This is a genomic window from Winogradskyella ouciana, from assembly GCF_965284585.1.
GTDB classification, from domain to species: Bacteria; Bacteroidota; Bacteroidia; order Flavobacteriales; family Flavobacteriaceae; genus Winogradskyella; species Winogradskyella ouciana.
Window position 1 is genome coordinate 986488 of sequence record NZ_OZ260095.1, and the last position, 21700, is coordinate 1008187.

Consider the following 21700-nt stretch of genomic DNA (forward strand, 5'->3'; position numbering starts at 1 on the left):
AATGGCAAATAAAAGAAAATTATAGACTTAACAGAATACATAGAACTCGTCTTCACAGACTACACACTCAGAACCATAACTCTTGGTACTGCCATACTCGGTGCGGTAACCGGAATGTTAGGCAGTTTCGCCGTGCTCAGAAAACAGAGTTTACTCGGAGATGCGATTTCGCACGCTGCTTTGCCAGGTATTGCTATTGCTTTTTTAATTACAGGTGCAAAAGACAGTAATACTTTATTGCTCGGAGCATTGGTCAGTGGTCTTATTGGCACCTTTTGGATTCGAGGCATTGTCACAAAAACCCATTTAAAATCTGATACGGCTTTAGGTCTGATTTTATCCTTGTTCTTTGGCTTCGGGATGTTGCTGTTGACCTTTATTCAAAAACAGCCCAATGCCAATCAAGCCGGATTGGATAAATACCTTTTTGGACAAGCAGCAACCTTAGTTGAAAGTGATGTATGGCTAATGGCAATCGTCACAGGAATCTGTTTAATCATTATGCTCACCTTTTGGAAAGAATTCAAGATACTGCTCTTTGATGCAGACTATACCAAAACACTTGGCTTCAATACCAAAACCATTGATATACTAATCACCAGCTTTATTGTTTTAGCTATTGTTTTAGGCTTACAAACTGTTGGAGTTGTTTTAATGAGTGCCATGCTTTTGGCACCAGCTGCAGCAGCAAGGCAATGGACCAACAAATTGTCGGTTATGGTGTTTTTGGCTGCGCTCTTTGGAGCATTTTCAGGAGTATTTGGTACTGCGATTAGTGCCAGTCAGAATAATTTATCCACTGGACCTGTCATTGTCTTGGTAGCAGCGGTTTTTGTTATTATTTCTTTTGTTTTTTCACCTAGTCGAGGATTGTTGTTTAAACAGATCAGGTTTATTAAAAACCGTCGTGATTTAGAATTACACAAAACATTGGCATTTATGCATAACATTGCTGCAACGCACGAGGATATTTCGCATCCACATGCTATTATTATTTTGAACAACTTTCAAGGTTACACCAAAGGCACTTTACAGAAATTGGTGGATAAAGGTTATGTAGAACTACAGGGCAATATGTGGAGTCTCACTGAAAAAGGGTTTGAAACAGCTTCAAATTTATACAACCAACAAAACGAAAACGATGAGTAGCGCACAGTTTGAAATACAGTTGATTGCAAGTTTGGTTGCTGTGGCCTGTGCCATACCAGGAACATTTTTGGTGCTCAGAAAAATGGCAATGATAAGCGATGCCATAAGCCATTCCATCTTACCAGGTATCGTTATAGGCTTTTTCATAACTCATGATTTAAACTCGCCTTTACTCATCCTTTTAGCAGCACTAACGGGAATTATCACCGTAATTTTAGTAGAGTATATTCAGAAAACAGGATTGGTAAAGGAAGACACAGCTATTGGTTTGGTATTTCCTGCATTGTTTAGTATTGGTGTGATTATGATTGCCAAAAACGCCAACGACGTTCACTTGGATGTTGATGCCGTTTTATTGGGTGAACTGGCTTTTGCTCCTTTTGATAGGCTACTTATTGCTGGCACTGATGTAGGTCCAAAATCACTTTGGATTGTCGGGACAATTCTATTTATCACCATAACCTTACTATTTACCTTTTTTAAGGAATTAAAAGTCAGCACGTTTGACAAAGGTTTAGCCGCATCTCTCGGATTTTCGCCAGCCATTATTCACTATGGTTTAATGTCGGTGTCGTCCGTAACAACCGTTGGTGCTTTTGATGCTGTTGGTGCTATTTTAGTCGTTGCCCTTATGATTGCACCTGCTGCAGCGGCTTATCTTTTAACGACGGATTTAAAGAAAATGCTTGGACTTTCTATTGGCTTTGGGATTTTTAGTGCCATTTTAGGCTATTGGGTAGCACATTGGCTTGATGCATCCATTTCTGGTTCCATAACCACAGTGCTAGGGCTTGTCTTTCTATTGGTCTATTTATTTGCACCAACAAAAGGTATTATAGCGGTGATGTATAGAGAAAAACAACAGCGTAGAGAAGTATCGCTTATCACCTTTTTATTGCATTTAAAAAACCATGATGAAATCTCTGAGCGTCATGTAAAACATCTCAACGAGCATATCAATTGGCAAAAAGTGCGCTCCAAAAGTGTATTAGACTTAGCACAGAAAAATAATATGATTACTATTAACAATAAGATTGTATCCCTAACCGAAAAAGGCGATGAATTTACCTCTAAAGCCATCGACTATATCATCACCAATGAAGATGCCCAAATTGAAGACATGAAAGATGATTTCTTTTTGTTTAGAGGGTAAATCAATTTTTGATTTACGAATTACAATTTTTGATTTTGCTTTTCACAGACTGTTTACTGCTTACTGCTTACTGCTTACTGCTTACTGCTTACTGCTTACTGAAACCTATTTAAACCCACGTTCCTTCTGTATATGTTCATAAGCTTCCTGCACTTGCCTAAACTTCTCCTCTGCTCCTTCTTGATGCTCCTTACCTAAGTGCCCAACTCGATCTGGATGGTATTTCTTTGCCATTTTGCGGTAAGCACGTTTTACCTCATCATCAGAAACCGATTTGTTAATTTCTAAAATTTTATAAGCATTGTTGGTGCTATTATAAAACATCGCTTTTATACTTTCAAAATCCTTGTTGCTTATGCCTAAATACCCAGAAATGGTATAGATTTGTCGCATTTCGTCTTCCGTTACGTGGCCATCTGCTTTAGCAATCCCGAATAAAAAATGAAGCAGCTGCAAACGTGATGGATGATCCATCATTTGACGTATTTGAGTACAAACCTTATGTGTGGAAATATTTTGTTTTGTTATACCCTTAAACAACTTAAAGGCGTGGTTGGCACGTTCCGTACCGTACATATTTCTAAACTGCTGACGTACGTAATCCAGCTCACGTTGATCTTGTTTGCCATCCGCTTTTATCACAACTGAGGCTAAAATCAGCAAACTCACTTCAAAATCACCAGATTGTGTTTGTGGACGACTAGTTCTGGTTTGTGTTCGTCGTTGACTATAAGGGTCCCGTCTTTGCCTTCCTGTTTGTTGCTCACCTAGCAGTGGAGTTCCGTTTCCAGCTAAATTATCAACAAAACTTCCTATTGCCAAGCCAATTATAGCACCAATTGGCCCACCAAATGACCAGCCTATGGCACCTCCTATCCATTTTGCAAAACTCATGTATTCTCTCGTTATTTATTAAAATTCAAATATAATACTTGTTAGTAGATTATTTTTCCCGTTTGTTACCATTGAAAATTAAGATAGTATGATTGATACTGCTCACTAAATACTGAATACTGCTTACTTTTTTCCGTATCTTTGCAGTTCAAAATTAGTTTAATAAAAAATTGAAATATGTATCCAGCAGAATTAGTAAAACCAATGCGTGAAGATTTAACCAACGTAGGTTTTGAAGAATTACATACAACAGAGGCTGTAGATGAGGCTTTGGCAAAAGAAGGAACAACTTTGGTAGTGGTGAATTCGGTTTGCGGTTGCGCAGCAGCTAACGCAAGACCTGGTGCTCGTATGAGTTTACAGAACGCAAAACGCCCAGATCACTTAGTGACTGTTTTTGCAGGTGTTGATAAAGATGCCACGGACAAAGCAAGAGAATATATGATTCCTTTTCCACCAAGTTCACCTAGTATGGCCTTGTTTAAAGACGGAGAATTGGTTCATATGTTAGAGCGTCACCATATTGAAGGTCGTCCTGCAGAATTAATTTCAGAAAATCTTATGGATGCTTATAATGAGCATTGTTAATTTCATGTCATTTCAAAGGTGAATGACGCAGCAATCTCGCTAAATTTTATCTATAAATTAAAAAGATTGCTTCACTGTGTTCGCAATGGCGATTCATTTTTTAAATATTTAAACCACGAATTAATTCGTGGTTTTTTTGTGCATCTACCTCATTGATTTACTTTTGTATTATGACAAAATTGCTGGCTTACCCTCTTACAGTGCTTTATTTCATCTGCTTTGGGCTAACTTTGGTAGTATTTCACCCAATACAATGGTTTTGTAAAAATGTATTTGGTTACCAAGCCCATAAAATCAGTGTGGACTGGCTGCAGTTTTTCATCATGAGGTGCCTTAACGTTTTAGGCACGACCTTCTCTTTTACCAATCCTTATAACATTGAAAAAGGAATTCCTCTAATCTTGGTTGCCAACCATCAGAGCATGTATGACATTCCGCCTTTAATATGGTATTTCAGGAAGCACCATGTAAAATTTATCAGTAAAAAAGAATTGGGTAAGGGCATTCCAAGTGTGTCCTATAATTTACGTCATGGTGGATCGGTTTTAATCGATAGGAAAAAACCTGTTGAATCCATTAAAGCCATTGAAGCGTTTGCCGAACGCGTACAAAAAAACAATTGGGCTGCTGTTATTTTTCCTGAAGGTACCAGAAGTAGAAATGGTCATCCAAAACCTTTTAAAACCAAAGGATTGTTAACCATGGTAAAGCATGTACCAAACGCATTAGTGGTACCGATAACTATCAACAACTCATGGAAAACCCTGCGCTATGGGAAATTCCCAATGGGAATTGGTGCACATATCACATTTAGGGTTCATAAGCCTTTACAAGCTAATCATTATGAAGACAAAATTGAGTTGATAAGCCTTATTGAAGCTCAAGTAAAAAGTAGTATCGACGCATGACCAATGATAAACTCATAGAAGCCACAAAAGCCTTTGTAAAGGAACAATTAAAACATGCTGAAGGTGGCCACGATTGGTTTCATATTGAGCGTGTTTATAAGAATACGTTACGGATTGCTAAACATGAAAATGTTGACTTAACTGTAGTTTCATTGGCGGCATTACTTCATGATATTGCCGATCCAAAATTCAATGATGGTGATGAAACCATTGGGCCAAGAAAAGCAAGCAAATTTCTCTTAGAACAAAATGTGGATAGCGAAGTCATTGAGCATGTCACCAAGATTATTGAAAACATGTCCTTTAAAAATTCCTTTGATTTAAACACCTCTTTTACCTCAAAGGAAATGGAAGTGGTACAAGATGCAGACCGATTAGACGCTATTGGTGCTGTTGGCATTGCGCGCTGTTTTAATTATGGAGGGTTTAAAAACAGACCACTCTATGACCCAGAAATAAAACCAAACCTAAACATGACCAAGGCCGAGTATAAGGCTACAAAAGCGCCAACCATAAATCATTTTTATGAAAAGCTGTTATTGTTGAAAGAGCAGATGAACACCAAAACTGGGAGGCGAATTGCCGCAGATCGGCATAAATATATGGAAGGCTTTTTGAAACAGTTTTATGACGAATGGGAAGGTAACAAGTAACTTAGTTTTCCTTGGCTATCTCAAGTGCTGTCAGTTTATACTCAATAACAGCCATTTCTTCACCATATCTAATAAGTTCATCTGCCGTAAGATTTGAATTTGCATTTACACTATTTAGAATGCTTTGCCCTTTTTTAGTGTAATATTCTATAGCTATATCAATCTTTGTGTCCATTACGTTCTTATTGCTATTGCACCATTAATTTTAATTCGCTTCGGTATTTTGAAGCACTCTTCCCTGTAAATTCTTTAAATAGCTTATTAAAATGCGAAAAGTTGTTAAATCCACACTCATAACAAACATCTGTAATACTCATTTGGCTCTCTGAAAGCAGTTTGGTAGCATGTACAACACGGTATTCATTGACTAGCTTAGTAAATGTTTTTCCAGTAACTTTTTTAAAATAACGGCAAAACGCAGGCACCGTCATACTTACCTTATCTGCAATCTCTTCTAAACTAATATGCTCTTGAAAATTTTGATTGACATGCTTAAAGACAATATCAATCTTGGCACTATCTTGTGGTTCTGTTTCAAACGCATAACCATCAGCATTTAGTATCGTATAATCTTCTGACTTTGCCAAACCATGCAATATTTCGAGGAGCACCAATATTTTTTTAAAACCCTCTTTTTCTGATAGTTTTTCTATTTTCTTACCAATTTTTTTCTTTGTTTTTACGCCAAATAAGATGCCGCTTTTAGCACGTTCGAATAGATTATTAATGCCTTCCATCTCTGGAATATTAAAGAAATACTCACCTAGAAATTCGGGTCTAAACTGTACAATCGTTTCGCTACCATTAACTGTAAGACGATCCGTAAAACCGTTATGTGGGAGATTAGACCCAATAAGTAACAACTGACTATTGTTAAAATAAGACAAGTGGTTTCCTATATGACGCTTACCCTTTCCTTTGTTAACGTAAACTAATTCAATTTCTGGGTGAAAGTGCCAAAAAGGCTTCACTTCTCCAGCATATGCATCAACATTATGTTTTCTAATTAAAATAGAACTTCCAAACTCTGGACTTATCTTTTCTAATGTCGGTTTACGTTTCGTGTTATTCACTGTCATAATCAAGTGCTTAAACAAATTTAGCTGATGTTAAGACATAAAACCTATGTTCAATTACCAATAATGTGTGTTATTTTAACCCATATAAATTCAAATATCGAATATAAGGTTAATTTAGAACATAAATGTGCCAAAATCCTTGTTTTCTAAGCTTAAGATGCAACATACCTTTGTAGTGTTAATTTAGTTTAACCCCAAAAAATTGAAAACAATGAAAACACTTATTAAAAGTATTTTAGTAGTAGCAGTGATGTTTGGAACATACACAGGCTACGCAAGCGAAACATTAAGAACCCTACCTACATTTAAATTTATAAATGAAGGAGACAGTATATCTGTAACTGATTCATCTGGTGAAGTCATCTACCAAGGACGTATTAACTATAACGGGAACCTTATAAGACTTTTTGATTTCAGTCAATTAAATGATGGTGTTTACACTGTTGAGATCAGTAAAGACTTTGAGATTGAAATTATGAATTTAAATGTAAAAAACAAGGAAGTAACCTTGTTAACGGACTCTCAAGAGAAAATCTTCAAACCGGTTTTTAGAACAGAAAACAGTAAAATTATCATTTCTAAAATTGCTTTAGACACAAAGGAAATGGAAGTGGAACTTTATTACGAAGATGAGTTGATCTACAACGAAAGTGTTGATGGACAGGAAGAAGATATCTTAAATAGGGTTTATAAATTAGATGAAACTAATCGTGGTGATTATACAGCAATTGTAAGAACTAACGATAGGGTTTACATCAAGAGGTTTAGAATATAAATTGTTGTTTATATATTAGTTAATTATTTACTGATAAAGTGGGCCTAGTTAGCCCACTTTTTTATTTAAAACAGTTTCATCTGTCCTACTTTATATTGCTCGTGCAAATCTGTGTTAAGCCTTGGCATACCTTTATCTTTAAAATATTTAAGTCTAGCTAATTTCACCAAATCATTGATTTGCTTAGCTATGTTGCCTTCTCCACGCATTCTCACTCCATATCTACTTTCGTTTAAGGTTCCGCCATGGCAATTTTCGATTTGATGTAATACTTTATCTGCCCTATCTGGTAGTGTTTTTTTAATCCAATCGGTGAAAATCTCACCAATAGCTCCGTTTAACCTTACAATGGTATGTGCAATACTGAGGGCTCCAGCCTCTGAAACTGCTTTTGCCATGGATAAAATTTCATGACTATTTATCGATGGAATTATAGGCGCCAGCATCACATTTACAGGAATGCCATTATCACTTAACGCTTTTACAACCTGAAGTCGTCTTTTAATCGTTGCCGTTCTTGGTTCTAAAATGCGTCTGGTCTCTTCTGATAAGGAGGTAATGGACACGTTGACTGAAATCAAATTATCTTTAGCTAATGCTTTAAGCAAATCCAAATCCCGAAGGATCAAAGCATTCTTTGTTATTATTGCTGTTGGGTGTTTGTACTTTAGAAACACTTCTAGACATTGTCGGGTGAGTTCAAATTTCTTTTCAGCGGGTTGATAACAATCCGTATTGCCAGACATCACTATTGGGTGTGCTTTCCAGTTTTTCTTTTTAAGGTGAGCTTCTAAAAGGTTGGGAGCTGTTTTTTTTACTAAAATGCGACGCTCAAAATCCAAGCCTGTGCTGTAACCCCAAAACTCATGGCTATTGCGAGCATAGCAATAAATACAACCATGCTCACAGCCTTGGTACATATTCATGGAATAAGCCATACCAACATCTGGACTAGTGACTTTATTGACTATGGTTTTGGGAAATACGTTTAGATAAAGTGTCTTGTTTTTGTCCGCTATTTCACCTTCTTTTTCGCAGAACTCCAAGAAATCATCACGCATCTCGTGTGATAATACGAAAAAACGGTTGTGGACATTGCGCTGGGCGCCACGACCAGATAAAGTAGATTTGGTCTTCATTACACAAAAATATTGAGTAATGCTTTAACGTATTGCTACCGTTTGTAGTTTTATGAAAGGGTTACTTGCCAGGAAAATCAGCCTTACGTTTTTCCAAAAACGCTGTAGTACCTTCAGTAAAATCTTCTGTCCCGAAACAATTACCAAAAGCTTCAATTTCTACATCAAAACCGTTGACACCATCTTTATAATTGGCATTAATAGCTCTAATGGCTTCGGCAATGGCAACGGAAGAATTTCGCATTATTTTATCTGCTATCTTTTCACAAAATGGTAACAGCTCTTCAAGTTCTGTTACATGGTTTACCAACCCATAGTGAGAGGCTTGTGTGGCATCTATCATGCCCGCCGTCATTACCATTTCCATAGCTCTGCCTTTACCCACTAATTGTGGTAAGCGTTGAGTGCCACCATAACCAGGAATGACTCCAAGAGAGGTCTCTGGTAAGCCCATTTTGGCATTGTTGCTTGCGACCCTAAAATGACAGGCCATGGCCAATTCTAATCCACCACCAAGTGCAAATCCGTTGACGGCAGCAATCACTGGTGTGCTTAGGTTTTCAACAAAATTGAACAATAACGCTTGACCTTGAGCTGCTAACTTTCCACCTTCTTCAACGCTGAAATGTGCAAATTCACTGATATCAGCTCCAGCTACAAATGCCTTATCACCGCTTCCAGTAACAATAATAACTTTGGTGTCACTATCATTATCAGCGTCTTCAAAAGCATCGTGCAACTCTTGGATGGTATCCTTGTTTAATGCATTTAACTTTTTAGGTCGGTTAATAGTAATGGTTGTAATTCCATTATTGTATTCAGATAGTATGTTTTCGTAGTTCATTGATAGTTGATTATTAAAAGATTCAGAAATAAGTTCAGAATGACAAGCTTATTTATTCCTTCGGAAACGTAACCGTAAAAGTTGTGCCAATTCCTTGTTGAGATACAAAGGTAATACTTCCGTTATAAGTTTCTACAATGTTTTTTACCATAGCCAATCCCAATCCCATTCCGCTACTTTTGGTGGTGAATTTAGGTTCAAAGACCTTGGTTTTATTCTCTTCTGAAATTCCCAAGCCATTATCTTCTACTGTTATTTTAACTGAATTCTCTTCGCTAAAAACTTTAACTTCTATTTTTGGCTTTTCTGCGTCTTCTGGTATCGCCTGAATTCCATTTTTTACCAAGTTGGTAACCACTCGTATCAGCTGGGTTCTATCGAACTTGGCGATAATTTCTTCTTCTTCAGCTTTAAACGTAATGTAGTGTTCGTTAAAAATGTCGAGTGCCAGTTTTACGATATGTACTACATTGAGGACTTCACTTTTTTGTGCTGGCATTTTTGCAAAGTTTGAAAACGCAGAAGCTATGGAACTCATCGTATCTATCTGCTGAATCAAAGTATTGCTATATTCCTCAACTTTTTGATGAATGTTTTCATCTTCAGGATTGAATTTTCGCTGAAAACTCTGAACGCTCAAACGCATTGGTGTTAGCGGATTTTTAATCTCATGGGCTACTTGTTTTGCCATTTCACGCCAAGCTTGCTCACGTTCACTGGTAGCTAATTTTACTGCACTGGCTTCAAGCTCATCAATCATACTGTTGTATGAATTCACCAAGGTTTCAATTTCTTCGCTAGAAGATTCTATTTGTATTTTCTTATTCCGCTTTTCGAGACGGATTTCATTCATCTTTTCACTTATGTTCTTAAGTGATTTTGTGATGTATTTTGAAATGAAATATGCAAATACAATAGCCGCTAATATCATGGCCAAATAGGCATAGCTTAAGCGACCTAAAAACTCCTTTAGCTCTTTATTCAGAAAATCGTCATTCTCTAAATACGGTAAATTTAAAATAGCGAGATTCTTAAATTTTTCATCTGTAATGTAAGAGTAGGACGACTGAAATGTTTGTCCGTTTTCCTCTTTCTTTATCACATGGCGATGTTCTACCGTGTTGGATAATGCATTGAGCACTTCTGCATCCAAACAAGTTTCGGTTGTATCTCGTTGTATTGTTCTTTTGGAACTTATCAACAACTCTCCCTCTAAATCGTAAAGGTTAATTTGAAGATTATGAATGGCATCAATATCAAAGATTTCTTCCTTAAAAATTAAGGGAATGTTCTCTGTTTTTACTTCCCATGTGGTTTCCCTGATTGCAAAATCTATACTTTGCCTAATGGCTTTCTCTTTACGTTCAAGCCTCTCTCTGTGGTAATCTTGAGCCTCTTCGTGATATTGATAAATGGTAACAGCGGCAATAAGAACAGAAGCCAACAATACTAAAAGTATCATGGCTACAAATATTCTTGCTCTTAAGGAGAGGCGTTTTATTTTCATCAAAGTGCCCTTAAAAAAGGGTAACTGTTAATTCTTAATTTTGAGTTTAAATATAGCAATAATCAAGCCAACTAAGCATTCGGGTTTTTATCACGTATGCGTTTATAAAGTTTAAAGCCCAGCATAAGAAGAATACCCAAAACAACAATTCCTATAACTCCAAAAATCCAGTTGAAGGCATTTTTTAATATCACTAAAAAGACAACCGCAAATAAAATAAATGTTGCTCCTTCATTCCAAATACGCATAAAGTTAGATGTGACTTTGACCTCATCTCTTTGAAGTTGCTTGTAATAGAGATGCGTTTTATAGTGATAAATAAAAAGTAGAAGTACAAACGTTAGTTTTACGTGCATCCAGCCTTGCTCTAACCAACTAGGTATTAATATCAATAGCCAAATGGCGAAAATAGTTGCTAAAATTGCTGAAGGCCATGTAATGATTAACCATAATCGCTTTGCCATTAACTTGAGTTGTTTGCCCAAGATTTCCTTTTCTGGAGATGGTTTGTGAAAGGCTTCAATTTGATATACGAATAACCTAGGGATGTAAAACAAACCTGCAAACCACGTGATGACGAAGATTAGATGTAGGGATTTTATGTAGTTGTAGTATTCCAATTCTGAAAATATAGTGTTAAAATGAAATCGTCATTACGAGAAATTTATTTTGAAGTAATCTCTTGATTTAAAAACTAAACTTCATGAGATTGCTTCGTCATTCTTCCGTGTCTGTCGACAGGCAGGCTCGCGATGACGAATATATTGATGTTTTTTGTTAATCCTCAACAAACAAATAATTGAGATTCTTATTATTAAAGGCTTCATTAAAAGCTTTAACCTCATCACTCAAAATGGTATTGAATGCATTTAATTGCTTCTCAATCTTAGCCGTTAACTCATTTTTTACAGCAATATCTTGTTCCGTTGGTGGGAAATCTCCCATGCTCACCAATGAATTTAAATGCCCTAATTTGTTGGTTAATTTAATTGGGAAATTTAATGGGTCTTGGCCACTTCGGTTTTTGGTTTGATAGAGTTCTTTTTCGATATTTGACAATTCCTCCTCCAATTTTTTAGCCTTTTCTACCAAGTCTTTTACATTGTCATCATCTTTATATTGCTTTTGAAATGCGCCTAATTGTTTATTGATATTTCTAATTTTCTTTATGGATTTGTGCGCATCATCCATCGTTTTATTTACATCCTTTATAAAATCGAATTGCTTTTGCATATCTGACAAGGTGCTTTCTGCTCTTGGGTCTGCAACAATTGTAAAGGGCTTAGTCACCTCAAATGAGTTTGAAGGCACAGAATCTTCAACTTTAAGAGAAACTTTGTATTCGCCAGGAATAGCTCTTGGCCCTTCTAAACTTGCCCACCACAAAATCATACCTGGCAGTCGCTCTGCTCCATCGTAGGTCATGTCCCAAACGAATTTATTTGCACCTTTTTCAACCTTGAGCATGTTTTTCTTGTCTTTATTTGAATACGTTTTAATAGTGTCGCCTTTGGTATCGAAATAGGTCAAAGAGACTTTATCATCTTCATCAAAATCTTTCAAGTTAAAATAGGTTATCACACCATTTGGATGGTTTGTGCCTGTTGTCTTACTTCCTGATCGGCTACCACCTCGCATTCTGTATGTGTTTTTTGGTTTGAACAATGTTGTTTTGCTCAAATCCGCATCGTACAATTGATGTATCACGGTTAAATCATCAATCATCCAAAGACTTCGACCTTGAGTAGCAACGATAAGGTTATTGTCTTTAATGGTTAAATCTGTAATTGGTACGATTGGTAAATTTAATTGAAACGGTTTCCAGTTTTTTCCATCGTTAAATGAAATATACATTCCTGTTTCCGTACCAGCATATAGCAACCCTTTACGTTTTGGGTCTTCGCGAAGTACTCTTGTAAAATGCTCTTCGTTAATGCCATCCGTAATTTTTTTCCACGTTTTACCGAAATCGGTCGTTTTATATAAATATGGTGCAAAGTCTCCAGTCTTATATTTTGTTCCTGCAACATAGCAAGTCCCTTCATCAAATGCACTTGGCTCAATGCTGTTAATCATCATCCATTCTGGCATTCCCTTCGGTGTGACGTTATCCCAAGTTTTTCCGCCATCTTGTGTCACATGAATCAATCCATCGTCACTACCAACCCAAAGCAAACCTTCCTTTAATGGAGATTCCTGTGCGGCGAAAATAGTACAGTAATATTCAACCGACGTATTATCTTGTGTTATTGGCCCACCAGAAGATTTCAATTTTTCTGGGTCATTTCGGGTTAAATCTGGACTAATTATTTCCCAAGATTGCCCTTCATTTTCGGTCACATGGACATGTTGCGAAAACGTATAAAGTCGATCTGGATTATGTTTTGAAAATATAATCGGGAAATTCCACTGAAAGCGATATTTCATACCTTCAGCTCCATGACCCATTGGATTGTCTGGCCACACGTTGATGGCTCTTACTGTTCCTGTTTCGTGGTTTACTCGTGTTAGGAATCCGTCGTAGCTTCCGCCATAAACAATATCATTATTTTCTGGATCAACGGCAATATGTGCACTCTCACCTCCTGCTGTACTTTCCCAATCGTCTTCGGTGATGGCTCTACCATCTGTTCTATGCGGAATTCTAATAGTCGAATTATCTTGCTGCGCCACATAAATACGATATGGAAAAGCATTATCCGTTGTCACACGATAAAATTGCGATGTTGGTTGATTGTGATACGTGCTCCACGTTTCGCCACCATCGTAAGTGACTTGCGCTCCACCATCATCTCCTATAATCATTCTATCTGGATTCTCTGGTGCAATCCATAAATCGTGATGGTCTCCGTGAGGTGCATTGTGCGTACTAAAAGTTTTTCCGCCATCGGTGCTTTTATGGTAGCGCACGTTTAAAACATACACTTTATCAACGTCTTCGGTATCTGCATAAACACGTGTATAGTACCATGCTCGTTGACGTAATTTACGTTCGTCGTTCACTTGATTCCAAGTTTCGCCACCGTCGTCACTTCGATACAATCCTCCTTGATCTTTGTTTTCAATAATTGCCCAAACACGTTGATTGTTCACTGGTGAAACCGTTACTCCAATAATACCTAAAATCCCTTCTGGAAATCCTTTTTTGGTTGAAATCTCCGTCCACGTTTCGCCACTATCTGTACTTTTCCATAAGGCTGAACCTTCGCCTCCAGAACTTAAACTGTAAGGTGTACGTTGCACACGCCAAGTTGAAGCATATAAAATTCTTGGGTTAGTTGGGTCCATAATTAAGTCAACCACACCTGCATGGTCGTTGGCGAATAAGACTTTTTTCCAAGTTTTACCACCATCAACACTTTTATAGACACCGCGTTCTTGGGTTGGTTTATAGATATTACCTAAAACTCCAGCATACACTATATTATGATTTTGCGGATGTACAGCAATTCGTGGTACGTGACGGGAATTTTTTAACCCAGATTCCGTCCAGGTTTTTCCTGCATCGACACTTTTCCAAATACCATAACCAGACGACACGTTTCCGCGAACGGTTTTTTCTCCTCCGCCAACATAAATCACATTCGGGTCACTTTTAGAAACTGTGATTGCTCCAATACTTCCACCAAAAAACCCATCTGAAATATTCTCCCATTCGCGACCGCCATTTGTGGTTTTCCAAATACCTCCACCAGTGGCTCCAAAATAGAACAAGTTGGGTTTGTTGGGAACGCCTGTTACGGCTGCACTTCGTCCACCTCTAAAAGGACCAAGTAAACGATACTCTAAAGCACCGTAATCGGCTTCTTGAAAGTTTTGAGATTGAACGTTTAGACTTAAAAATGACAGCAGAACGACTGCTAGGATGGTTGAAAATCGCATAATTATTTGAATCGTTAGTTTTGAATTCTAAAATTACGGATTTAAAATTATTCCGTCGTCTTTGGTTTCAAATTTAACTTCACTTCACGATGTAAAAAATAAGCTGTAACTATTGTTGCCAACACGTCAGCAATTGGGAATGACATCCAAACACCCATTTCGCCATAAAAGTTTGGCAGAATTAAAATCAGTGGAATAAAGAAAAACCCTTGTCGTGTCAATGTTAATAGTAATGCAGGAATGGCTTTCCCAACGGCTTGAAAATACGCGGCACCAATCAACTGTACCGCAATAATAGGTGTGGCGGCAAACACCCAACGCATTGCTGGTGGTGTTTCTTTCAATACTTGTGCGTCTTGTGTAAATACGCTTGTAATGGTTTCTGGAAATACCATTAAAAAAATGAACACAATACCAGCCAACAAAGCGGCATATTTAATCGCAGTATATATGGTTTGCTTAACTCTATCGTATTTATAAGCTCCGTAATTGAAGCCTGCAATCGGTAAAAACCCTTGTGTAATACCGTAAACGGGAAAGAGTGCAAACATCAACATTCTACCGACAATGGCATAAGCCGTAACTGACGTTTCTCCACCTAAATCGAATAAAATATTATTCATTAATAAATAAGTGACGCTCACGATGGCTTGTCTTGAAAGCGTCACAAATCCTAAAGATCCTATTTCCTTGACGATTGGTAAATCCAACCCAAAATGTTTTACATTGATTTTTAGTTCTGAATTTTTCGACAGAAAAAACCAAAGAATAAATATAAAACACATAATGTACGAACCTGTTGTTGCCCACGCAGCGCCTGTCATTCCCCAATCAAAAACATTAATAAAAAGGTAGTCTAAAATCAAATTTCCAACGGATGGAAACATCATCGCGTACATGGCAAATTTCGGTTTACCTTCAGCTCGAATGACCGTATTCCCCATCATACAAAGAGCCAAGACCGGGACACCGTACAATACAATTCTGTAATAAATTTTTGCAGGCTCAAAGATGTCTCCTTTTCCTCCAAAAGCTGGAATGAGGTCGTTGATATAAATCAACCCGAAAATCACAAAAAGAATAGTTATAAAAATGGTTAGGGTAATCTGATTGCCAAACGTCTTGAGTGCCTTTTTTTCATTGTCAGCTCCCAAAGCTCGTGAAATTATAGATGACCCACCAACACCAATAGACATACCCAAAGCCGCGATAAAAAACGACACAGGAAGCACCACATTGATTGCCGCAATGGCTGTTGGCCCAATCCAATTTCCGACGAAAATTGTATCGATTAGAATGTTGAGTGACATGACCAAAATCCCAATAGATGCTGGTACAGCCTGTTGAATCAGAAGTTTACCAATCGATTTGTTGCCCAGTTCCTGTGAGGATACTTTTGCCATTAGGCTGGTACAGTTTTATCTGAACTTGCCCATTCTTCAATCATATTTGTAAGCACTTGTGCGAAATCGTCACGGTCATTTAGACAAGGAATTACTGTGAATTCTTCTCCTCCTACTTCATGGAAAATTTCTTCTCCTTCCATGGCGATTTCTTCCAAAGTTTCAAGACAATCGCTTACAAATGCTGGTGTGACGATGGCCATTTTTTTAGTTCCTGCTTTGCCCATCCTTTCAATAGTTCGGTCTGTGTATGGTTTTAACCACGGGTCAAAACCTAACCTGGATTGGAAGGTTGTGGAATAGGTTCCATTTTTTAATCCTAATTTTTTAGCCACGTTTACTGTTGTAATTTCGCATTGATGACGATAACAGAATTCGTGTTGTTTGCTGCCCATTTTAAAACAGCATTTGCCGTTCATTTTGCAGTTGCCATTAGTGATGTCACTTTTTCGGATGTGGCGTTCTGGAACTCCGTGATAACTAAAAAGTATATGCTCATAATCCAGACCTTCAAGGATTTCACCAATACTTTTTGAAAGCACATTGATGTAATCTTCACGCTTATAAAAGGCTGGTGTTCTTGTAATTGTAACTTGCGGAAAATGTTCAGCAACCAATTCATCCACTTTTACGTCAATCGTTTCTGTTGTTGCCATGGCAAATTGTGGATAGAGCGGAATAGTTTTTATTTCCGTACAGCCTTTATCCACTAATTCTTGTATCCCTTTTTTCAGCGTCATGCTTCCATAACGCATGGCTAGCGCTACAGGATAATCAACTTTACCCTGTACTTTTTCTTGTAGCCTTTCGGACAAAACAATTAATGGAGAACCTTCGTCCCACCAAATTTTTTGATAGGCTTCTGCCGAAGCTTTTGGTCGTGTATTTAATATTATACCTTTAACTAAAAGCGTTCGTGCCCAAAGTGGCACGTCAATAACGCGTTCGTCCATTAAGAATTCGCCAAGGTATTTTTTAACGTCCTTTGGTTTTGGACTGTCTGGCGAACCAAGATTAACAAGAAGAATTCCTTTTGACATAAATTTTCTTTTTCAATTGCAAAAATACAACTCTAATTGCAATAGAACTGATTATCTCCAATAGGAATTAGTTATTGAGCTATCATCAAATATTTTCGTGATTTATTTGTTCTATTTAAAAGCTAGAACATCTATAATATGAGTTTTTAAACGAGTTTTATGGACGAACTATGGCTATTTCAATGATTTAAATATCTTTACGAATTCTGATTATAATTTTAAAAATGAAAAAAATTCTTACAGCCCTAATATTTGTAGTTTCAATAACATGCTTTGCCCAACAGAAATACCAGAGCTTACTTTGGGAAATCACTGGTAATGATTTGGAAAAACCATCGTACCTATATGGAACGATGCACGTGAGTAAAAAAGTGGCCTTTCGCTTGGATGATGTGTTCTATAAAGCCTTAAATGAAAGCGAATGTATTGCTTTAGAGTCTGACCCAATTACTTGGCCAGGTTTTAACTACGACATGATGATAAATGAGATTGCGTTTTACAATAATTACCAAAACGAGTTCTACACCAATCTTTTTAAACTAACCCATCCTGAGGAAATGGCCATTAGAGCTTCAGTAAGAATGGATAATGGTGCCGTAAATGCTTATTTGTACAGAAAGAGTAATGCATCTGACAATTTTGAGGAGGAAACCTATTTAGATATGTTTATCTATCAAGCCGGAAAGAAAAATGGAAAGGAAATTTATGGCTTAGAAGATTTAGCAGAATCTCGCTATTTAACTACAAAAGCAGCGTATAACGCTAACAAGAAAGATTTAGATCCTTGGATTCAAAAACTATATGCCAAGGAGAATCCATATTTGATTCAAGAAAATTTATATCGCGATAGAAATCTCGATTTATTGGATTCTATTGGTGCCGGAGTCAATACAAAATTCTACCGAGAGAATATGCTGTTTATTAGAAATGAAAACATGGTAAACTCTTTGGTAGAATTGATGCCAACCAAATCCGTTTTTGCAGGTGTTGGTGCGGCTCATTTACCTGGTGATAAAGGTATGATTAATATGTTACGCCAAAGAGGATACAAGGTAAAAGCCTTAACCTCTGAGCAAACCGATTTCAGCAAGGCAGAAAAAACAAAACTCGATAGTCTCTTTGTGGCTCCTGAGCTGAAAATGCACAAAACACCTGATGGGTTTTTAGGGCTTAATACTTATGACAAGCTAAGAGAGTTTTCTTATGCTGGACAAAAATATTATTTAGATCCAGATATGACCAATGGTGCTTATTTAACCGTTACAAGAATTAGCCGTTTTATGTATTTGCCTAATGAGAAAGACAATATCACGCTTAAGGACATAGACGATTTATTGTACGAGGATATTCCTGGAGACATCATTAAAAAAGAAGAATTGGCTGAACCATATCTTGGTTTAAGTATTGTAAATAAAACCAAAAAGGGAGAGTTTCAAAAGTATCATATCTATCAAACACCCTTAGAAATAATCATTGTAAAGTTTGCTGGGCGTAGTGATTTTGTATTACATCATGAAGGTAAAATTTTTAACTCCATCACTATCAAAAAGCCTTCAAGCTTAAGTAAGGTTTTTGTGTCGCCAAACAAAAAATTCAGTGTTGATTTCCCAGAATATTACATCACAAGTAATATGAGCAATAGCGGAAAGAAGTTATTAGAAGGCTATAAAGATGATGCCTACTATTTTCTTGAAGAAGTAGCGTTACACGATTTAGACTATATTGAAGAAGATAGTTTTGAGGCCAAATATTTTCACCATGCACTGTATAAAAACTACAAGCTTAAAGAAGCTGAAGGTGGTTTTAAGAAAGGTATATATAAAACCTATGAATCTCGCGCAGTTTTAGATTCTACTTCTGGTAAAAACTTGCACTTAAAAACTGTGGTTAAAGATGGCAGTTACTATCTATTAGGTTATGTTGGCACAAATGAAACTGAAAAAACCGGCTTTTTTAAATCTTTTAAGTTCAACAAAACAAATTATACAGGTTTTGAGAAAGTTGTAGACACTTCGTTACATTTCTCAGTAAACACAAATGCAAAAGCACCAATACCTAATCCTTATGGGTATGGCAGTTACAACAATAATGATGAAAAAGATTATGAAGAGAAAACAAAATCGACAACATATTCTACAAAGGCCAATGAACAAATTTTAATATCGAGACAGAAGTTTCATGATTTGCAGATGTTTCATAATGTTGATAGCCTTTGGAAAGACCTTGAGCGAAACATAAACTTCAGCACTCGATTTTATAAGCCAGAAAAAAGATTTAACATCGCTAATCGGTCTAAATCTAAATTAGAAGATGTTCATTATTACAATTTCACCTATACCGATTCAGCAAGTGCAAAGCAGGTTATGGTTAAGAATATTTTAAAGGAAGGTGTGCTTTTTCAGCTTAAAACTTTAATCGATTCCATAAGCGGACCTTCAAAGTTTGTAACCGAATTCTACGATTCCTTTACGCCAATAGACACATTAATGGGAAAAGATGTTCTTAAAGACAAGACCAAGCAGTTTTTTGAAGCCTTAAGAGCAAACGACAGTATTGTCCTAGAATCTTATGGTCTCGTAAAATTTAAAAAACATAACAGCAAGGATATTGTATCTGTATTGAAGGATTTTGAGTTTGAAAAAGACCGAATGGACATAAAGTCTCATCTGGTAGGAAAACTTGTTGAGATTGACTTAAAAAACAATTTAGATTTCATTAAGCAATTGTATTACGATAGCTACTCAGATCCACAAATACAGTCGTCTATTTTAGAAGGTTTATTCAATTCCAATAAAAAGGAAAATTACGATCTGGCCATGGATCTAATGGAGCGCGATCTACCTTTAGGTGGTATTGGCGGAATTTTCTACAACTATTATGGCAAAGACTCATTACAATTAAAAGCCTCGTTGTACCCTAAAATACTTCAGTACAGCACTATAAGCGAATACAAGCAACCGCTTTACGATTTGTTGGCACGTGTTAAAGACAGTGGTTATATAAAGACTAAAACTTATAATAAATATAAGAATCAACTGATTAATGATGGTAAAATTGAGGTAAAGCGTAGTTTGAGTAACAGCGGTTATGGTTACGGTTCTTATTCTGATGATCTTTCAACTTACATCAATCTTATTTTTCCGTATAGAAAAGAGCGCACTGCCCAAGATTTCTTTGAGAAGATGCTCAACGTTGATGAAAAATTAGCATTGGTAAAATACTATATATTGTTATCAAAAAACAAAGAAAACATACCAGATCAGCTTAAGGAAAAATTAATTGAAGACGAGGAAAATCTATATCTGCTTTTAGAAAAGCTTGATGAGGCTAAACTGCACAAAAAGATAAAGTCTCTTAATATTAGCCAACAGCAATTTGCTAAATCCAAATTACTGGCACATTCTAATTACGAGAAAGAAAAGGACTCCATTAATTTTCTTTTAAAACGCGATTTTGTTACAGACAAAGGTAAGGATGCCGTAATGTATTTCTTTAAAATAGATAAGGATGACGAGTATTCTGGTAAGTCTGAAGTACTACACTACATTTCTTTTATAAAACCTAAAGACCCTAAACAGTTGGTTGTAGATTACTATAGTATTTCTCAAAATTATGGTACCACCGTTGATGAAACCAAGGAATTAGAAGAACAATACGAAGAGATTATCAACCTAGCCATTTATAAAGACCGAAAACGAGTGACTCCGAGTTCTCGAGGTGGTTATAATGGGTATTATGATTATTAACTAGTAGCCTGTATATACTTCTTGGGTGTAGTCCCAAATTTCTTTTTAAATGCCGCAATAAAATGACTTGCTGTACTGTAGCCCACTTTTAACGCGACTTCGTTAACATTGTAATCATCAGACTCTAAAAGTTTGCGAGCCACTTCCATTTTATAGTCAAACAGAAAGCCATAAACCGTATCGCCATAAATTTGCTTAAAGCCTTCTTTTAATTTTTTAAGGCTTAGTCCTATGGTTTCAGAAAGCTCTTGTAGCGTTGGAGGCTCAGCCATATTGGCGATGATGATATCCTTTGCTTTTTTAAGTTTGGCTACATTTTCCTCATCCACCAAAAACGGACATTGCTCAATATCAGCTTCTTCGTTGCGGTTAAAGTAGAGGCTCAACAGCTCATAAACCTTACCTTTAAAATAAAGTGGCTTTATGGAATCGTGCAAACCAAAACTTATCAATTGGTTGAGCACCACAGCCATTGATGGTGAAATTTTACCATCCGTGTAGTATTTTTTATCCTTGTTATCGTCTGTTAAAAAGGTAATATAGTTGGCATCCTTAGAAAACAAACCGTGGAATTTTTTAATCGAAATCACAAAAGACACTAACCAAGACTGTGGTTGCAATTCTAAATGAATGGGTAAATCGCGTTGCGGATTATAAAGCAATAAAGACATGTCTTCAGTAATGTTTAGCGTGTAATTACCATTGTTAAAAACAAAGTCTGCCTTGCCTTTTGTACAAAAATGAAACTGAAGGTAGCTGCTATCAATTTCTCTTTCAAGAATTTGAACCGCATTGTCCTCATTCTTATATGTTAAGACAAAAAAGCCATCTTCTATAAACGTTTCATCAAAAGTACCTCTAGCGATACTTTTTGAAGTCGATTTTTCTAAATTCATTTTATTGTTATTTAGATTCGTTCTAAACAAAGAGCTGAAAAACC

18 protein-coding genes are annotated in these 21700 nt (G+C 36.6%); 7 read left to right on the forward strand and 11 right to left on the reverse strand.

The window, feature by feature from the left end:
* The first annotated feature begins 21 nt into the window (after positions 1-21).
* A complete protein-coding gene (locus tag ACQ65V_RS04455) occupies positions 22-1149 on the forward strand; it encodes an iron chelate uptake ABC transporter family permease subunit (RefSeq protein WP_430468614.1) in 1128 nt (375 codons plus the stop codon).
* A complete protein-coding gene (locus tag ACQ65V_RS04460; RefSeq protein WP_430467031.1) occupies positions 1142-2302 on the forward strand; it encodes a metal ABC transporter permease in 1161 nt (386 codons plus the stop codon). Before ACQ65V_RS04455 ends, ACQ65V_RS04460 begins: the two co-directional genes overlap by 8 nt.
* Positions 2303-2407: 105 nt before the next feature.
* Here the strand turns inward: ACQ65V_RS04460 and ACQ65V_RS04465 are convergent, their stop codons facing one another.
* On the reverse strand, positions 2408-3196 hold the full coding sequence (locus ACQ65V_RS04465) for a TerB family tellurite resistance protein (RefSeq protein ID WP_430467032.1): 789 nt from the start codon (positions 3194-3196) through the stop codon (positions 2408-2410).
* A gap of 177 nt (positions 3197-3373) precedes the next feature.
* On the opposite strand from ACQ65V_RS04465, the gene ACQ65V_RS04470 reads away from it, so the two are divergent.
* The 3 genes from ACQ65V_RS04470 to ACQ65V_RS04480 all read left to right on the forward strand — a co-directional run bounded on the left by ACQ65V_RS04470 (position 3374) and on the right by ACQ65V_RS04480 (position 5345).
* A complete protein-coding gene (locus ACQ65V_RS04470) occupies positions 3374-3784 on the forward strand; it encodes a BrxA/BrxB family bacilliredoxin (RefSeq protein ID WP_155087969.1) in 411 nt (136 codons plus the stop codon).
* Between the two features lie 170 nt (positions 3785-3954).
* Complete coding sequence (locus tag ACQ65V_RS04475) at positions 3955-4692, forward strand: lysophospholipid acyltransferase family protein (protein WP_430467033.1); 738 nt, start codon at positions 3955-3957, stop codon at positions 4690-4692.
* On the forward strand, positions 4689-5345 hold the full coding sequence (locus tag ACQ65V_RS04480; RefSeq protein WP_430467034.1) for an HD domain-containing protein: 657 nt from the start codon (positions 4689-4691) through the stop codon (positions 5343-5345). Before ACQ65V_RS04475 ends, ACQ65V_RS04480 begins: the two co-directional genes overlap by 4 nt.
* Position 5346: 1 nt before the next feature.
* Here ACQ65V_RS04480 and ACQ65V_RS04485 read toward each other — a convergent pair whose 3' ends face one another.
* Positions 5347-5520: a hypothetical protein gene (locus ACQ65V_RS04485; RefSeq protein ID WP_430467035.1), complete on the reverse strand. Its 174-nt coding sequence runs from the start codon at positions 5518-5520 to the stop codon at positions 5347-5349.
* Between the two features lie 13 nt (positions 5521-5533).
* A complete protein-coding gene (locus tag ACQ65V_RS04490) occupies positions 5534-6424 on the reverse strand; it encodes an AraC family transcriptional regulator (RefSeq protein WP_430467036.1) in 891 nt (296 codons plus the stop codon).
* A gap of 211 nt (positions 6425-6635) precedes the next feature.
* Here ACQ65V_RS04490 and ACQ65V_RS04495 point away from each other — a divergent pair, with 211 nt between their 5' ends.
* Positions 6636-7199, forward strand: coding sequence for a hypothetical protein (locus ACQ65V_RS04495; protein WP_430467037.1), 564 nt, complete (start codon positions 6636-6638; stop codon positions 7197-7199).
* A 65-nt stretch (positions 7200-7264) separates the two neighbouring features.
* Here the strand turns inward: ACQ65V_RS04495 and ACQ65V_RS04500 are convergent, their stop codons facing one another.
* From ACQ65V_RS04500 to hemH, 7 genes are all read right to left on the reverse strand, one after another.
* Positions 7265-8338 carry a PA0069 family radical SAM protein gene (locus ACQ65V_RS04500; RefSeq protein WP_430467038.1) on the reverse strand — a complete coding sequence of 358 codons (1074 nt, stop codon included), beginning with the start codon at positions 8336-8338 and terminating at the stop codon, positions 7265-7267.
* A gap of 61 nt (positions 8339-8399) precedes the next feature.
* The gene (locus ACQ65V_RS04505; RefSeq protein WP_430467039.1) at positions 8400-9182 is read right to left on the reverse strand and encodes an enoyl-CoA hydratase/isomerase family protein; all 783 of its coding nucleotides are present in this window, start codon (positions 9180-9182) and stop codon (positions 8400-8402) included.
* 52 nt (positions 9183-9234) lie between these two features.
* Positions 9235-10689: an ATP-binding protein gene (locus ACQ65V_RS04510; RefSeq protein ID WP_430467040.1), complete on the reverse strand. Its 1455-nt coding sequence runs from the start codon at positions 10687-10689 to the stop codon at positions 9235-9237.
* A 71-nt stretch (positions 10690-10760) separates the two neighbouring features.
* A complete protein-coding gene (locus ACQ65V_RS04515; protein WP_430467041.1) occupies positions 10761-11309 on the reverse strand; it encodes a CopD family protein in 549 nt (182 codons plus the stop codon).
* Positions 11310-11466: 157 nt separating this feature from the next.
* Entirely contained in the window at positions 11467-14571 is a 3105-nt protein-coding gene (locus ACQ65V_RS04520; protein WP_430467042.1) for a VPS10 domain-containing protein, read from the reverse strand.
* Between the two features lie 47 nt (positions 14572-14618).
* Complete coding sequence (locus ACQ65V_RS04525) at positions 14619-15974, reverse strand: MATE family efflux transporter (protein WP_430467043.1); 1356 nt, start codon at positions 15972-15974, stop codon at positions 14619-14621.
* A complete protein-coding gene (hemH, locus tag ACQ65V_RS04530; RefSeq protein WP_273292629.1) occupies positions 15974-17014 on the reverse strand; it encodes a ferrochelatase in 1041 nt (346 codons plus the stop codon). The genes ACQ65V_RS04525 and hemH overlap by 1 nt, the downstream gene beginning before the upstream one ends.
* Before the next feature lie 224 nt (positions 17015-17238).
* On the opposite strand from hemH, the gene ACQ65V_RS04535 reads away from it, so the two are divergent.
* Entirely contained in the window at positions 17239-20760 is a 3522-nt protein-coding gene (locus ACQ65V_RS04535) for a TraB/GumN family protein (protein WP_430467044.1), read from the forward strand.
* On the opposite strand, the gene ACQ65V_RS04540 is transcribed toward ACQ65V_RS04535, so the two are convergent.
* Positions 20757-21656, reverse strand: a complete 900-nt coding sequence (locus ACQ65V_RS04540) for a helix-turn-helix domain-containing protein (protein ID WP_430467045.1) — start codon at positions 21654-21656, stop codon at positions 20757-20759. The two genes, ACQ65V_RS04535 and ACQ65V_RS04540, sit on opposite strands and share 4 nt — an antisense overlap.
* Positions 21657-21700: the final 44 nt, after the last annotated feature.

What these genes read in the sequence shown, in the direction of transcription:
- ACQ65V_RS04460 (WP_430467031.1), top strand. Translation starts at nt 1,142, where the DNA reads ATGAGTAGCGCACAGTTTGAAATACAGTTGATTGCAAGTTTGGTTGCT.
- ACQ65V_RS04465 (WP_430467032.1), bottom strand. Translation starts at nt 3,196, where the DNA reads ATGAGTTTTGCAAAATGGATAGGAGGTGCCATAGGCTGGTCATTTGGT.
- ACQ65V_RS04470 (WP_155087969.1), top strand. Translation starts at nt 3,374, where the DNA reads ATGTATCCAGCAGAATTAGTAAAACCAATGCGTGAAGATTTAACCAAC.
- ACQ65V_RS04475 (WP_430467033.1), top strand. Translation starts at nt 3,955, where the DNA reads ATGACAAAATTGCTGGCTTACCCTCTTACAGTGCTTTATTTCATCTGC.
- ACQ65V_RS04480 (WP_430467034.1), top strand. Translation starts at nt 4,689, where the DNA reads ATGACCAATGATAAACTCATAGAAGCCACAAAAGCCTTTGTAAAGGAA.
- ACQ65V_RS04485 (WP_430467035.1), bottom strand. Translation starts at nt 5,520, where the DNA reads ATGGACACAAAGATTGATATAGCTATAGAATATTACACTAAAAAAGGG.
- ACQ65V_RS04490 (WP_430467036.1), bottom strand. Translation starts at nt 6,424, where the DNA reads ATGACAGTGAATAACACGAAACGTAAACCGACATTAGAAAAGATAAGT.
- ACQ65V_RS04495 (WP_430467037.1), top strand. Translation starts at nt 6,636, where the DNA reads ATGAAAACACTTATTAAAAGTATTTTAGTAGTAGCAGTGATGTTTGGA.
- ACQ65V_RS04500 (WP_430467038.1), bottom strand. Translation starts at nt 8,338, where the DNA reads ATGAAGACCAAATCTACTTTATCTGGTCGTGGCGCCCAGCGCAATGTC.
- ACQ65V_RS04505 (WP_430467039.1), bottom strand. Translation starts at nt 9,182, where the DNA reads ATGAACTACGAAAACATACTATCTGAATACAATAATGGAATTACAACC.
- ACQ65V_RS04510 (WP_430467040.1), bottom strand. Translation starts at nt 10,689, where the DNA reads ATGAAAATAAAACGCCTCTCCTTAAGAGCAAGAATATTTGTAGCCATG.
- ACQ65V_RS04520 (WP_430467042.1), bottom strand. Translation starts at nt 14,571, where the DNA reads ATGCGATTTTCAACCATCCTAGCAGTCGTTCTGCTGTCATTTTTAAGT.
- ACQ65V_RS04525 (WP_430467043.1), bottom strand. Translation starts at nt 15,974, where the DNA reads ATGGCAAAAGTATCCTCACAGGAACTGGGCAACAAATCGATTGGTAAA.
- hemH (WP_273292629.1), bottom strand. Translation starts at nt 17,014, where the DNA reads ATGTCAAAAGGAATTCTTCTTGTTAATCTTGGTTCGCCAGACAGTCCA.
- ACQ65V_RS04535 (WP_430467044.1), top strand. Translation starts at nt 17,239, where the DNA reads ATGAAAAAAATTCTTACAGCCCTAATATTTGTAGTTTCAATAACATGC.
- ACQ65V_RS04540 (WP_430467045.1), bottom strand. Translation starts at nt 21,656, where the DNA reads ATGAATTTAGAAAAATCGACTTCAAAAAGTATCGCTAGAGGTACTTTT.